General features: G+C 42.3%; 15 protein-coding genes. 2 read left to right on the top strand and 13 right to left on the bottom strand.

The genetic code is table 11. From position 1 onward, the window contains the following. Positions 1-27 precede the first annotated feature (27 nt). The 3 genes from recG to IGJ45_RS14760 all read right to left on the bottom strand — a co-directional run bounded on the left by recG (position 28) and on the right by IGJ45_RS14760 (position 4,319). On the bottom strand, positions 28-2,091 hold the full coding sequence (gene recG / locus IGJ45_RS14750) for an ATP-dependent DNA helicase RecG (RefSeq protein ID WP_260617732.1): 2,064 nt from the start codon (positions 2,089-2,091) through the stop codon (positions 28-30). Between the two features lie 147 nt (positions 2,092-2,238). Further along, on the bottom strand, positions 2,239-3,912 hold the full coding sequence (locus IGJ45_RS14755) for a DAK2 domain-containing protein (protein ID WP_003128047.1): 1,674 nt from the start codon (positions 3,910-3,912) through the stop codon (positions 2,239-2,241). Between the two features lie 44 nt (positions 3,913-3,956). After that, on the bottom strand, positions 3,957-4,319 hold the full coding sequence (locus IGJ45_RS14760) for an Asp23/Gls24 family envelope stress response protein (RefSeq protein WP_003128046.1): 363 nt from the start codon (positions 4,317-4,319) through the stop codon (positions 3,957-3,959). A 266-nt stretch (positions 4,320-4,585) separates the two neighbouring features. On the opposite strand from IGJ45_RS14760, the gene rpmB reads away from it, so the two are divergent. After that, a complete protein-coding gene (gene rpmB / locus IGJ45_RS14765) occupies positions 4,586-4,774 on the top strand; it encodes a 50S ribosomal protein L28 (protein ID WP_003128045.1) in 189 nt (62 codons plus the stop codon). 179 nt (positions 4,775-4,953) lie between these two features. Then, the gene (locus IGJ45_RS14770; protein WP_003128044.1) at positions 4,954-7,584 is read left to right on the top strand and encodes a YfhO family protein; all 2,631 of its coding nucleotides are present in this window, start codon (positions 4,954-4,956) and stop codon (positions 7,582-7,584) included. 116 nt (positions 7,585-7,700) lie between these two features. On the opposite strand, the gene truA is transcribed toward IGJ45_RS14770, so the two are convergent. From truA to infA, 10 genes are all read right to left on the bottom strand, one after another. Beyond that, positions 7,701-8,444 (bottom strand): tRNA pseudouridine(38-40) synthase TruA, encoded by a 744-nt coding sequence (gene truA, locus IGJ45_RS14775; protein WP_003128043.1) that lies wholly within the window; start codon positions 8,442-8,444, stop codon positions 7,701-7,703. 67 nt (positions 8,445-8,511) lie between these two features. Beyond that, complete coding sequence (locus tag IGJ45_RS14780) at positions 8,512-9,309, bottom strand: energy-coupling factor transporter transmembrane component T family protein (protein ID WP_003128042.1); 798 nt, start codon at positions 9,307-9,309, stop codon at positions 8,512-8,514. Beyond that, positions 9,299-10,165, bottom strand: coding sequence for an energy-coupling factor ABC transporter ATP-binding protein (locus tag IGJ45_RS14785; protein WP_005470033.1), 867 nt, complete (start codon positions 10,163-10,165; stop codon positions 9,299-9,301). Before IGJ45_RS14785 ends, IGJ45_RS14780 begins: the two co-directional genes overlap by 11 nt. Further along, positions 10,141-10,977, bottom strand: coding sequence for an energy-coupling factor ABC transporter ATP-binding protein (locus tag IGJ45_RS14790; RefSeq protein WP_003128039.1), 837 nt, complete (start codon positions 10,975-10,977; stop codon positions 10,141-10,143). Before IGJ45_RS14790 ends, IGJ45_RS14785 begins: the two co-directional genes overlap by 25 nt. A 271-nt stretch (positions 10,978-11,248) precedes the next feature. Beyond that, positions 11,249-11,629 carry a 50S ribosomal protein L17 gene (rplQ, locus tag IGJ45_RS14795; protein ID WP_003128038.1) on the bottom strand — a complete coding sequence of 127 codons (381 nt, stop codon included), beginning with the start codon at positions 11,627-11,629 and terminating at the stop codon, positions 11,249-11,251. Positions 11,630-11,700: 71 nt separating this feature from the next. Further along, entirely contained in the window at positions 11,701-12,639 is a 939-nt protein-coding gene (locus IGJ45_RS14800; protein ID WP_003128037.1) for a DNA-directed RNA polymerase subunit alpha, read from the bottom strand. A 79-nt stretch (positions 12,640-12,718) separates the two neighbouring features. Beyond that, entirely contained in the window at positions 12,719-13,108 is a 390-nt protein-coding gene (rpsK, locus tag IGJ45_RS14805) for a 30S ribosomal protein S11 (protein WP_003128036.1), read from the bottom strand. A 27-nt stretch (positions 13,109-13,135) separates the two neighbouring features. Beyond that, positions 13,136-13,501, bottom strand: a complete 366-nt coding sequence (gene rpsM, locus IGJ45_RS14810; RefSeq protein WP_003128035.1) for a 30S ribosomal protein S13 — start codon at positions 13,499-13,501, stop codon at positions 13,136-13,138. 17 nt (positions 13,502-13,518) lie between these two features. Then, the gene (rpmJ, locus tag IGJ45_RS14815; protein WP_002288710.1) at positions 13,519-13,635 is read right to left on the bottom strand and encodes a 50S ribosomal protein L36; all 117 of its coding nucleotides are present in this window, start codon (positions 13,633-13,635) and stop codon (positions 13,519-13,521) included. 32 nt (positions 13,636-13,667) lie between these two features. Further along, entirely contained in the window at positions 13,668-13,886 is a 219-nt protein-coding gene (gene infA, locus IGJ45_RS14820; protein WP_002288695.1) for a translation initiation factor IF-1, read from the bottom strand. Between the last annotated feature and the right edge of the window lie 106 nt (positions 13,887-13,992).

Consider the following 13,992-nt stretch of genomic DNA (forward strand, 5'->3'; position numbering starts at 1 on the left):
TTTTTCCAAGTTAGTATACCATATTCTTTAATCAAAAAATTGATTGTCTCGTTTTTCTGCTGCTAAATAATCGGCTAGCGCTTGATACTCCGGTAAAATCTGCCATTGGTGCTTCTGCCAGATTTGAGTTGCTTCTACTTGTGCAACTTCAAGAATATGGGCATCGGCTACTAAATCGGCTGCGGCGAATTCAGGTAAACCTGATTGACGATTACCAAAGACTTCCCCGGGACCTCGCAATTGCAGATCTTTTTCACTGACGACAAAGCCATTGGTGGTTTCAGTCATGATTTTCATCCGCTCTATTCCGGTTTCATTTTTGGGATTTGCCACCAAAATACAGTAAGAAGCATCTGCACCACGGCCGACACGCCCCCGCAACTGGTGCAACTGAGCTAACCCAAAACGATCTGCATCAATAATCAACATGACTGTCGCATTGGGTACATTTACCCCTACTTCAATAACTGTCGTTGATACCAAGATCTGTAACTGGTTGTCCTTGAACTCTTCCATGATCGCGTCTTTTTCTATATTTTTCATTTTGCCGTGGAGAATGCCCACTTGGTAGTTAGGGGCAAAATAAGCCTGCAGCTGCTCGTAAATCTCCGTAGCATTCTTGACATCTAACATTTCTGATTCTTCAATCAGCGGACAGATCACATACATTTGATGTCCTTTCGCTAATTCCTGACGAGCCCAGTCCAGCACAGATTCCAATTGAGGTGGTCGTACCCAACGCGTTTCGACCGGAATCCGGCCAGCTGGCATCTCATCGATGATGGAAACATCCATCTCACCATAGGCCGTGATGGCCAAGGTTCGTGGTATCGGCGTCGCCGTCATGAACAAAACATCCGGCAAATATCCTTTTTCTCGCAATATTTTTCGCTGATTGACACCAAAGCGATGCTGCTCATCTGTGATGACTAAACCTAGACGGGCAAAATTGACCCCTTCTTGGATCAACGCATGCGTCCCTACGACAATATCGATCTCACCTGCAGCCAATTGCTCCAAGATCACTCGCCGTTCCTTTGTCTTGGTGGACCCTGTCAGCAGTGCCGTTGTCACTTCTAGCGGATCAAATAACTGGTTAAGGCTTTCCAAATGTTGTTGTGCCAGAATCTCAGTTGGTACCATTAACGCCCCTTGAAAGCCAGCTGTCATAGTGGCGTACAGTGCGATAGCAGCCACAACTGTTTTGCCGCTACCGACATCTCCTTGCAGCAGTCGCTGCATATGTTGCGGACTTTTGAGGTCATGACAGATCTCGTTGGTGACTCGCTTTTGAGCAGCAGTCAATTCGAAAGGCAGTGTCTGGGTGAAAGCTTTTAACCGCTGAACATCATAGTCAATGGCTAAGCCGTTCTTTTCAGCCTTTTCGGAAATTTTCAATCCTTGGATCTGCATTTGAAATAGGAAGAACTCTTCAAAGATGATTCGCCGCTTTGCTTGATGACTTTCTTGCGGATCTTTTGGAAAGTGCATAGCTCGCATAGCAGTCTGGCGATCCAATAACCGATATTTCTCCGTTAAAGTTAGAGGTAAGATTTCCTCGATCTGGTCTCCGTATGATTCAAATGCCTGCCTGATCAAGTCAACCAGCACGCTTTGCCGTACCGATTTGTTTACATGATAGATAGGAGCGAAATCACCTGGCTTCTTGCTGCCAAGAATCTTCATCCCAGCTAGTGATTTCCGTTTCGCATCCCATTTCCCGTAAACCGCGATTTCTTCAGACAAAACAACTTTATCTTTTAAATAGGGCTGATTAAAAAAGGAAACATTGAATACATCATGATCTTGCATCATTCGAAACTGCAGCCGACTCTTTTTGTAACCAAAACGATTTACAACAGCCGGGGAAACAACGATTCCTTTGATCGTGACTTTTTCTTGATCTTGTATCTCGTTCAATTGACGCTCTTGAATATCTTCGTAGCGAAAGGGGTAATATCGCAATAAATCTTCGATTGTCTGGATTCCAAGCGCTGCGAGATCTTTTGCTCGCTTTTCTCCGACACCAGACAAAACAGTGATTGGCTGATCAAGCATTTCTTCCCTCCTCAAAACTAGTTGTTTGCAGATTGCTTTCTTTATTTTACTCTTCTCTGTTTAAATTACGAAGAATTTGAATGAAAAAAGATGAGCAAAAACAGGCTGTTTCTCTATCAATCAAAAAAGAGACGGAAACAAAAATCGCCCTGCGACTTTTGCCCCGTCTGCTTTCAAGTTTTATTCAGCCGAGAAAAGATACGGATAAACAGGTTGATCTCCTTGATGGATCTCCACTTCGATCTCCGGATAGATTTCTGTCAATGCTGCTTCGATTTTTGCTGCTTCTTTTGCTTTTCCTTCTTCGCCGATAATAATCGTAACGATTTCTGTTTCATCTGAAATCATCTTCTGCAATGTATCCATGGAAGCAGAGAAACAATCGGGTACAGAAACCACGATTTTCCCATCAACCATTCCCAAGAAATCACCTTCTGTGATTTCAATTCCATCGATCGCTGTATTACGAATCGCGTGTGTCACCGAACCACTGACAACACTTGACAAGATTTCAGTCATCGCTTGTTGATTTTCCGCTAACGTTGCTTGTTCATTGAAGGCCAACATTGCTGTCATCCCTTGTGAAATCGTACGGGTCTCAACAACAGCGACTGGGATGTCCGATACTTCTGCTGCTTGTTGTGCAGCCATAAAGATATTCTTATTGTTTGGTAAGACGATAACCTGATCTGCGTTCACTTCATTGATAGCAGTCACGATGTCTTCCGTGCTTGGATTCATCGTTTGACCACCGCTGATCACATAGCTTGCACCTAAGCTGGTAAATAGTTTATTTAATCCATCACCGGCTGCGATAGCAATGATTGCATAAGGTGTACGCGGACGTTTCACTGCAGCAGAGGGTTGATCGTGCTCCAGAATTGTTTCATGCTGTACACGCATATTATCCACCTTGATCTTGATCAAAGAACCAAATTTTTGGCCATAGTTCATGACTTCACCTGGATGTTCTGTGTGTACATGGACTTTGATAATCTCATCGTCATTGACGACTAAAAGAGAATCTCCAAGTTCGTTTAGATAATTTCGGAATGTTTCATAATCAAACGTACTGTCCACTGTTGGTCCTTCACCAATTTTGACCATGATCTCTGTACAATAACCGAATTTGATGTCTTCTGTAGCCATTTGTCCTTGAACGCTGCGATGATGTTCGGCATTGACCATTTCATCCATTGCTGCTGGTGTTGGTTCATAGACCTCATTGGCTTGATATTCTCCAGTCAGTGCATTTAAGAACCCTTCATAAATGAACAATAATCCTTGGCCACCACTATCGACTACACCAACTTCTTTCAAGACTGGCAATAGATCTGGTGTTTTGGCTAGCGCACGTTTTGCTCCGTGAACGACTGCTTTCATGACTTCTACACAGTCATCACTAGTTTGTGCTTTTTTCTCACCGTATTCTGCAGCGATACGTGCTACTGTCAGAATCGTTCCTTCTACGGGTTTCATGACTGCTTTATAGGCGGTTTCGACCCCATGTGTAAAGGCTTGTGCCAATTCTGGCGCAGTTAATGTTTCGACCGTGGGGATCGCTTTAGCAAATCCACGGAACAATTGAGACAAAATGACGCCTGAGTTTCCTCGTGCGCCCATTAGTAGTCCTTTTGAAAGAGTTGTGGCAAGATCGCCCACTTTTTCTGAAGTGGCATCTGCTACTGCTTTAGCACCGCTTGTCATTGATAAATTCATATTCGTTCCTGTATCTCCATCAGGTACTGGAAATACATTCAATGAATTGACAAACTCTGCATTTACTTGTAGACGAGCCGCGCCTGCCTGCACCATCTCTTGAAACTGACCTGCGCTGATATTCGTTACCTTCACTGATAATCCTCCTTAAAATCATCCGCCGCAAGCGGATCACTTGCCTAATCTGGCAGTACACGTACACCTTGGACAAAAACATTCACTGAATTTGCTGAAACGCCTAGCATTGTTTCAAGATTATATTTCACTTTTTCTTGCACATTGCGGGAAACTTCAGAAATTTTTGTACCATAGCTAACGATCGTGTAGACATCCACTGCAATACCGTTTTCTTCTTGACGAACAACGACACCGCGAGAATAGTTTTCTTTGCGTAAAATTTCATTGATGTTGTCCTTGATCTGTTTCTTGCTGGCCATGCCCACAATACCAAACACATCTGTTGCTGCGCCACCGACAACTGTGGCGATGACCTCGTTGCTGATTTCAATAATACCTGATGAGGTTTTGATTTTTACAGCCATAATATAGCCTCCTTAAGCGGGATATTCCCATCTTTCTTCTCTCACATTTTATCATAGCTGCTAGTCAAATAAAAGGATGTGACTTATGAAAAGGGGCTTGGCATCAGATATTCTTGTATTCTGACCTTGTTTAATTTACAATGTTTACTGCTAAAAGTCAATCTTTCTTGAAAATTACCCTTGCATTTTCTAACTTTCTATGATAAATTCAGATGGTATGAGCTGAAATAGCGCTCCAACATCAAGGCAAAGGAGGAAATAACCACATGGCTAAAGTTTGTTACTTTACTGGACGTAAAACTACAAGTGGAAACAACCGTTCACACGCAATGAATGCGACAAAACGTACTGTGAAACCTAACTTGCAAAAAGTTCGCGTTATGATTGACGGAAAACCTAAAAAAGTTTGGGTGTCAACTCGTGCTTTGAAATCTGGAAAAGTTGAGCGCGTATAATCTTAACCACACATTTTCGGCCGTTCTTGCGAGCGGTCTTTTTTGTTGTCTTCCGTTTCATTCCTCCTTTCCTTTCTTATGTCCTTTGTTTTTTCTTTAAACAGCTAATGACATTGTTTTTTTAATCCTTTGAATTATGGTACACTAATAAAAAATTCATAAGGATTAGGTGACTATTCTTGGCTACTATCAAATCATTCATCAAACAACATTGGCCTTATATGACCGCCAGTTTTCTGCTGCCGTTACTGATTATGGCAGTCATTTATTTAACGATCGGAATCTATCCCGGCAGCAGCCGCAGTGTCTTAGCGAGCGATGCCTTTTCGCAATTTTCGAATTTCCATGCCAGTTTTCGTAATGTCTTATTAGGCAAGCAGAGTATCTTCTATACTTGGAATGCCTCTTTAGGGTTGAACTATCTTGCACTGATCTCTTACTATTTAGGTGGTCTTTTTACGCCGCTGGTTTTATTGTTTCCCAATCAATTGATGCCAGATACGCTCTATGTGCTGACACTTTTGAAAATCGGCAGCGCCGGACTCGCATTTTGGTTTTACGCGAGTCAAACATTTAAAATCCAACGGTGGCATCATGTTACGCTTGCTGTCTGCTATGCGTTGATGTCCTTTATCACTGCTCACTCCGAATTGATCATGTGGCTAGATGCACTTATTTACCTGCCATTAGTGATTCTAGGGATTGATCGGCTCTTGCAACAAAAAAAACCGACTCTTCTGTTTGTCAGTTACCTACTGTTATTTATCTCAAGTTTTTATATGGGATTCATGATCGGAGTGTTCTCCGTCTTGTATCTATTCGTGCAATTAGGTCGCGATTGGAAGCAAAACAAGAAAGCAATCATCCCTTACGGCATCACTTCTTTATTAGCCGGTGGGGCTTCCATGATCATCATTTTGCCTGCTGTACTTGATTTACGTTCAAATGGGGAAGAATTGTCCACTATCACGAAGTTCAAGACAGAAGCTACTGGTGTTTTCGATCTTGTAATGAAAAATATGATTGGCGTATATGATACAACTAAATACGGTTCGATCCCGTTTATTTATATTGGCCTACTGCCATTACTACTTTGTATTTTATACTTTGTTTCTAAGAGAATTCCTTTAAAAGATAAACTGCTATATGCTGGATTGTTTAGCATTTTGATCGCCAGTTTCTATATCGTTCCCTTGAATCTCTTCTGGCATGGGATGCATGCCCCAAACATGTTCTTGTTCCGCTATGCCTATTTGTTCTCCTTTCTAGTGATTCTTTTGGCTGGTTATGGTTGGGAACAGCTGCAGCAAAAAGACCGAGGTCTGTTTGTGATTGTCGGACTATCTACGATTGCTCTCTTTGCACTTTCTTATGGACTGGGAGGAAACTCGTATGAATTCGTCACCACAGCCTCTTTTGCGTTAACGATTGTTTTCTTTGCCCTTTACTTGCTGTGTATCGGTTTCGGTCAACTTGGTATGCTAACTAAAAAGAAAGTGGCACTTCTCTTGTTGGTTTTCGTTTGCGGTGAAATGGCGATCAACACGAGTGGGATGGTTCGCGGAATCTTAAATGATTGGAATTACGCCTCTCGAAGTCTGTTCACTGATCCTTATCCTTCAATCAAGCAATTGGTGGATCAAGCCGATAAAGACAATGAGACCTTTTTCCGTTTGGAAAATCTGGATCCCGTTTCTTCCAATGACAGTATCAACTATGGTTACAGCGGTGTCAGCATGTTTTCTTCAATCCGCAACCGCAACTCCTCTAGTTACTTAGATAAATTAGGTTTTCGTTCAAGAGGAACGAATCTTAATATCCGTTATCCGAATAATACATTGCTAATGGATGCTTTCACCGGCATCAAATACAATATTAGCAAACAAAACTTAACAAAATACGGTTTTGAACGCGTAGGAGAAGCTGGAGACTACAAGCTTTATCAAAATAGCAACGCTCTTCCCCTTGCCATGTTAGCAGAGCCTTCGATCAATAAGATCCAACAGCCTGCCAACGACAATCTAACCAGCCAGAAGAATTTGATCAACGGTTTGGCAAACATTGAACAAAACTATTTTGATTTTCAACCGATCACTGTCATTCACAGCAAAAACACCGATATCACTGAAAATGGCATGTACACGACATTCCAAGAGCAAGAAAGCAATGTGGCGAAAGAGATTACTTGGCAAGTAGAAGTACCTGCTCATTCCCAAGCCTATCTTAGTCTGTATCCGGCAAACTTCGGTGAATTAGAGAGTTCTACAGCTACGATCACTGTGAACGGGGAACAGCGGGAAAGTCAAATTGGAATCAATGGTCAATATTATGATCTAGGCTACTATGATACGGCAACGACCGTGCAGTTTACGGCAAGTTTCTATGGCACTCAGTCAATTTCTTTCCAAAACCCACAGGTGGTGACATTAGACACTACCGCCTTTCAACGGGCAATCGATGCCATTCAAGAGAGAGGTGTTGCGATGACTGTCGGCAAACAAAATGCCGAAGCCGATATCACTACTGAGAAAGAACAGCAGCTTATCACTACGATTCCTTATGACAAGGGCTGGTCTGCCAAACTGGATGGCAAACCTATCGCTATTGACGCTTTCCAAGATGCGTTTATCAGTGTGAAGATCCCAAGCGGTACCCACCATCTTGAACTGACTTATTTACCGCAAGGTTTTGTGATCGGAGTCATTTTATTCTTTAGCTGCCTACTGCTCTTTATTTTGTTCCGCTATTTCTATCAAAGAAAAGTAGCAGCTGAGATAGAACACACACCCACAGACAAGCCAGGCAGATGAGAGCAATCGATACCTTCTTTATCTGCCACAATAGCAGTCAGCTGCGAAAAGAAGCGCCCCCCAACGGATCGATACGAATCGAACCTTAGGAGGCGCTTCTTTCTTTTAGTTCTCTTTTATTCATAGGCTACGCGAACCAAATACAACCCTTCCGGATGAGCAGTAGGTCCAGCGGCATTGCGGTCTTTTTGGGCAATAATGGCGGGAATGCTATCTGCTGGTAAGCGTCCATTACCGATCTTCAACAGGGTTCCGACCATGATGCGGATCATTTTATATAAGAAGCCATCGCCTCGAAAGGTAAAGAGTAGTTCGTCTCCGGCCTCATTCACTTCCATACTAGCTTGGTGAATCGTCCGGACTTTATCTTCTACGGAGCTGCCAGTGGCACAAAAACTGGTAAAATCATGCGTACCTAATAAATCGGGTAAAGCTTGCTGGATTTTCATTAGGTCCAACGGATACGGGTAATAGCTTGCGTAATATCTACGAAAAGGGCTTCGTGGTTTGCCGATATCTACGCGAAATTGATAGGTCTTCTCCCGCACAAGATAGCGGGCGTGAAAGTGTTCATCGACGATTTCCACCTGTTTCACAGCAATATCTTCCGGTGTTTGTGTATCAAGTCCAAAGCGCATTTTTTCTAATGGACGTTCGTCAAAGTCAAAATGAATCACTTGACCTAAAGCATGGACACCCGCATCGGTCCGTCCTGAACCGTGGATTTGGACTGCTTGTCCATTGTTCATGCGAGTCAATGTTTTTTCGATTTCTTCTTGTACTGTGCGTCCATTGGGTTGGCGCTGAAATCCTTGGAAATTGGTGCCATCGTAAGCAATCGTTGCTTTATAACGTACCATCTTCTCACCTGCTTTCATTTTCTCAAAAAAATCTGAGGAGCCGATTGCACTCCCCAGACATTTACTTTTATCCTCTTAATAATACTAAACCTACTGTAAAGAGCACAAAGACCAACACTACGAGTGTGTCGCGGTTGTGCCAGTGAAGAATCCGATACTTGGTCCGCCCTTCACCGCCTTGATAGCCTCTAGCCTCCATGGCTGTAGCTAGGTCCTCTGCCCGGTTAAAACTGCTGACAAACAAAGGGATCAGCAATGGGACGATAGCTTTCATCTTTTGCAACAACCCGCCTTCTCCGAAATCGACTCCGCGGGCACGCTGGGCATTCATAATTTTCTCAGTCTCATCCATTAATGTCGGCACAAAGCGAAGTGCGATCGACAGCATCAAAGAAATTTCATGCACGGGAAATCGGATGGCTTTTAATGGGCGTAATATATATTCGATTGCATCTGACAACTCCAAAGGTGGTGTCGTCAACGTCAGCAATGTCGACATAAAAATAATCAAAACAAAACGGCAAAAAATGAACGCACCATTCTGCAAACCAAATTCGGTAATATTGAAGATCCACCAGGACCAATAGACTTCTCCACCCGTCGTAAAGAGAATCTGCAATGCTACAGTGAATAAAATCAGCCAGATCAACGGGCGAACACCACGAACGAAAAAACCCAAATCAATTTTGGAAAGAAAAATGCTAAATAGCGTAAAAACAGCTGCCAAAAGATAGCTCTGCCAATTGTTTGCCAAAAAAATGATTCCAATAAAATAAAAACTGGCAAGTAATTTCACCCGTGGATCGAGTTTATGGATAAAGGAATCTCCTGGAATAAAGCGGCCAAAGATTAGTTTATTCATCATTTGCGGTCGCCTCCTTTGCTACCAGTTGATCCGCAAGTTCTTCTGCTGTCAATGGCAAGTGTTCGAAATGCAACCCTTTCGCTTGCAACAACGCTGCAAAAGCAGTTGCTGTTGGTACGCCTAATTGTTTTTCTTGTAGCCATTCGATATCTTGAAAAACATTCTTCGGTGCACCCTCTTTAACGATTCTTCCTTTTTCTAATACATAGACATAATCTGCAAAATTAGCCACATCATCCATCAAATGGGTCACTAAGATGATGGTCATATTTTTCTCTTGATGGAGTCGCTGGAACATCTCCATCATTTCTTTGCGTCCTTGTGGATCTAAACCCGCTGTCGGCTCATCTAATACCAATACTTCCGGTTCCATTGCTAAGACCCCGGCAATGGCTACTCGGCGCATCTGTCCTCCTGAGAGATCAAATGGGGAACGTTCAAGAAAGCTTTCATCTAAACCAACGAGTTTAATGTACTCTTTCGCTAATTCAGCTGCCGCTTCTTCACTCACACCAAAATTTTGGGGACCAAAAGCGATATCTCGAGCCACAGTTTCTTCAAACAATTGCGATTCAGGAAATTGAAAGACGATTCCTACTTTTTTACGCAATGGTTTTAAATTCTTATTATCAGTTTCAGGAGTGATCACGCGATCACCAATCGTCACTTTGCCCGCTGTTGGCTTTAATAATGCATTCAAGTGTTGTAGTAATGTTGATTTGCCACTACCAGTGTGACCCACCAATGCTGTATACGAGCCTTCTTTGATTTCGAGATCAATATCGAATAACACGCGTTGCTCAAATGGGGAATGCGGTTGATAAGTAAATGCTACTTTTTCAAAACGGATGTCCATAGCCAATCCACCATTCCTTCCTCTGTCAAGTACGCTGCAGGCACAGAGATGCCGCGCTGCTTCAAAGCTGCCTTCAATTTTTCTGGAAAAGGCAAATCTAGACCCAATTCGATCAATTCTGGGCCAGCCGAAAAGATTTCTGCCGGCGTCCCTTCACGAACCAGTTCTCCTTGGCGCATGACCATGACCCGATTGGCATTGGCTGCCTCATCAATATCATGGGTGATTGACAGAACAGTTAAATTATTTTCTTCCTTGATTTTCTTGATCGTTGAAATAACTTCTTCTCTTCCTTCAGGATCAAGCATACTAGTTGCCTCATCTAAAATGATGATATCGGGACGTAATGCCACAACACCAGCGATGGCTACTCGCTGTTTTTGTCCCCCAGAAAGTCTGGCTGGTTCTCGTGTTGCAAATTCTTCCATCCGGACTTGTTCTAGAGCATTTTTGACTCTGATCACCATTTCGTCACGAGGAATCCCTTGGTTCTCTAGACCAAATGCCACATCATCTTCTACAGTTGAACCGACAAATTGATTGTCGGGATTTTGAAAAACCATTCCGACCATTTTACGGATATTCCAAATATTTTCTTCATTAAGCAGCATGTCTCCCACTGCAACGCTTCCTTCTTGCGGTAAAATCAAACCGTTGATCGTTTTGGCCAAGGTCGATTTTCCTGAACCGTTATGACCGATAAGCGCAACCCATTCTCCTTGCTCAATGGACAAAGAGACATTCTTCAACGCCGGACGATCTTCTTCGGTATAACGAACGGTGATAGCATTCAATTCAATGATCGGCTTCATGATATACTCCTTCATTCCAGTTAATTCTTACTTACACTACCAAAAAAGTAAGTTATTTTCAATCATTCCGATGAGATTTCCAAACAGAACTTTGTTTTCACTTGCCATGACCTGTCAAGACAGATCATCGAAAGTAAAAAAAAAGCACTTTATGATGAGTGCGTACACCTCGAAATACATCGAGGTGTAGGCGCTGAGCTAGACTCGGAAAGTTTCTTCCAACATCATAACACTCTTAATAAACATCTATAAAGTGATGATAAGTGTGATTTTAAACAAGTTCTAGGATAACCATTGGTGCAGCATCTCCGCGTCTTGGTTCTGTTTTCAAGATGCGAGTGTAGCCACCTTGGCGATCTGTGTAACGAGGAGCGATGTCATTGAATAATTTTTGCAAAGCTGATTCAATAACTACTTCTTCGTTTTCTTCACGAACGCTAGCAACTTCATTACGAACAAATGCGGCAGCTTGGCGACGTGCATGCAAATCACCACGTTTACCTAAAGTGATCATTTTTTCTGCAGTTGAACGAACTTCTTTCGCACGAGCTTCAGTCGTAACGATGCGTTCGTTAATGAATAAATCAGTTGTTAAATCACGCAACATCGCTTTACGTTGGCTAGATGTGCGTCCTAGTTTACGATAACTCACGTGGTTTCCCTCCTTCACTTTCGTATGTCGTCTCGATCAGACGAGCCGAAACTAACGTAATCGAAGACGTATTAATCGTCTTTACGTAGTCCTAAACCAAGATCGTGTAATTTCACTTTGACCTCTTCAAGAGATTTACGGCCTAAGTTCCGTACTTTAATCATTTCTGGTTCAGATTTATTAGTCAATTCTTGTACAGTATTGATTCCTGCACGTTTTAGACAGTTGTATGAACGAACAGACAAGTCTAATTCTTCAATCGTCATTTCCAACATTTTTTCTTTTTGTGTTTCTTCTTTTTCCACCATGATCTCAGCGTTTTTCGCTTCGTCCGTTAGGTTTACAAAGATGTCTAAATGTTCGGTCATGATTTTTGCAGCTAAACTCATTGCTTCCAATGGTTCAATTGAGCCATCAGTCCATATTTCCATCGTTAATTTGTCAAAATCATCACGACGACCAACACGAGTATTTTCTACTTGGTAGTTCACACGACGTACTGGTGTATAGATTGAATCGACTGGAAGAACACCGATTGGCATGTCTTCTTTTTTATTTTCATCTGCTTGAACGTAGCCGCGTCCAGGTTTCACAGTTAAGCGAGCATGGAATGAAGCTCCTTCAGAAACGTTGCAGATATACATATCTTTGTTAAGGATTTCTACATCACTGTCTACGATGATATCGCCAGCAGTTACTGTAGCAGGTCCTGTAATATCGATTTCCAGGGTTTTTTCTTCATCCCCGTACATTTTTAATGCAAGACCTTTGATATTCAAGATGATTTGAGCAACGTCTTCCCGAACGCCCTTAACAGTTGAGAATTCGTGTAAAACTCCATCGATTTGAATATTGGTGATTGCTGCACCAGGTAAAGAAGATAATAAAATACGACGTAAGGAATTTCCTAAAGTAGTTCCGTATCCTCTTTCAAGAGGCTCAACGATGAACTTGCCATAATCTTTTTCTTCATCAATCTTTGCGATTCTTGGTTTTTCGAATTCAATCATTCTTATCTTTTACCCCTTTCAAAACGAAAAGTGTCTTGTTCAATGACGTAATTGTTACACTCAAAATGAGCAGCACTCATTAAACACGACGGCGTTTTGGAGGGCGGCATCCATTATGAGGGACTGGAGTCACGTCACGGATTGCAGTCACTTCCAAACCTGCTGCTTGTAATGAACGAATTGCTGCTTCACGTCCAGAACCAGGTCCTTTAACTGTTACTTCTACAGTTCTTAATCCGTGTTCCATTGCTGCTTTGGTAGCTGTTTCTGCTGCCATTTGAGCGGCAAAAGGAGTAGATTTTTTGCTTCCTTTGAAACCTAATGAACCAGCTGATGACCATGCTAATGCATTCCCATGAGTATCAGTGATCATAATGATTGTATTATTGAATGTTGAGTGAATATGTGCAATACCCGCTTCAATATTCTTTTTCACACGGCGTTTACGACTCACTTTTTTTGCTGCCATGAAGTTTTAACCTCCTTCACTTAGGAATTATTTTTTCTTGCCTGCGACTGTTTTAGACGGGCCTTTACGAGTACGTGCATTGTTTTTCGTGTTTTGTCCACGAACTGGCAATCCACGGCGATGACGGATACCACGGTATGAACCGATTTCCATCAAACGTTTGATGTTCAAGTTCACTTCACGACGAAGGTCACCTTCAACTTTTAATTTATCAACTTCAGCACGGATAGCATCTGTTTGTTCATTCGTTAGATCACGAACACGAACTTCTTCAGAAACGCCAGCGTTTGCTAAAATTTGTTTTGCAGTCGTGTTACCAATACCATAGATATAAGTAAGTGAAACGACCACACGTTTATCACGAGGAATATCTACTCCTGCAATACGAGCCATATTTGTTACACCTCCGATTATCCTTGACGTTGTTTATGTTTTGGATTTGCTGGGCAAATCACCATAACGCGTCCTTTACGACGAATTACTTTACAATGTTCGCACATTGGTTTTACTGATGGTCTTACTTTCATGATAATACCTCCTGTGGTTTTACGGAGTACAATTATTTAAAGCGATAAGTAATGCGGCCACGGTTCAGGTCATACGGTGATAATTCAACCGTCACTTTGTCTCCAGGTAATATACGAATGTAGTGCATCCGGATCTTACCAGAAACGGTCGCTAGAACTTGGTGTCCGTTTTCCAATTCGACTTTAAACATTGCATTCGGCAAAGTTTCGACGACTGTACCTTCGACTTCAATCATATCTTCTTTTGCCACGCACAGTACCTCCTTGTACTTGTGATTTTCACACGATAAAATGGCGGAAACGGGGTTCCCACCTGATATTCTCAAACTATGCTTCTACTTAATAACAGTAGAAGTC

It is taken from the genome of Enterococcus sp. DIV0574 (assembly GCF_051711125.1).
Taxonomy (GTDB): Bacteria; Bacillota; Bacilli; order Lactobacillales; family Enterococcaceae; genus Enterococcus_D; species Enterococcus_D gallinarum.

Bases quoted from the DNA above. Each gene is read 5' to 3' on its own strand.
- rpsK (WP_003128036.1), bottom strand. From the start codon at position 13,108: ATGGCAGCAAAAAAAGTGAGTCGTAAACGCCGTGTGAAAAAGAATATT.
- rpsM (WP_003128035.1), bottom strand. From the start codon at position 13,501: ATGGCTCGTATTGCAGGAGTAGATATTCCTCGTGATAAACGTGTGGTC.
- truA (WP_003128043.1), bottom strand. From the start codon at position 8,444: ATGGTACGTTATAAAGCAACGATTGCTTACGATGGCACCAATTTCCAA.
- IGJ45_RS14800 (WP_003128037.1), bottom strand. From the start codon at position 12,639: ATGATTGAATTCGAAAAACCAAGAATCGCAAAGATTGATGAAGAAAAA.
- IGJ45_RS14760 (WP_003128046.1), bottom strand. From the start codon at position 4,319: ATGGCTGTAAAAATCAAAACCTCATCAGGTATTATTGAAATCAGCAAC.
- rpmB (WP_003128045.1), top strand. From the start codon at position 4,586: ATGGCTAAAGTTTGTTACTTTACTGGACGTAAAACTACAAGTGGAAAC.
- IGJ45_RS14780 (WP_003128042.1), bottom strand. From the start codon at position 9,309: ATGATGAATAAACTAATCTTTGGCCGCTTTATTCCAGGAGATTCCTTT.
- rpmJ (WP_002288710.1), bottom strand. From the start codon at position 13,635: ATGAAAGTAAGACCATCAGTAAAACCAATGTGCGAACATTGTAAAGTA.
- IGJ45_RS14790 (WP_003128039.1), bottom strand. From the start codon at position 10,977: ATGAAGCCGATCATTGAATTGAATGCTATCACCGTTCGTTATACCGAA.
- IGJ45_RS14785 (WP_005470033.1), bottom strand. From the start codon at position 10,165: ATGGACATCCGTTTTGAAAAAGTAGCATTTACTTATCAACCGCATTCC.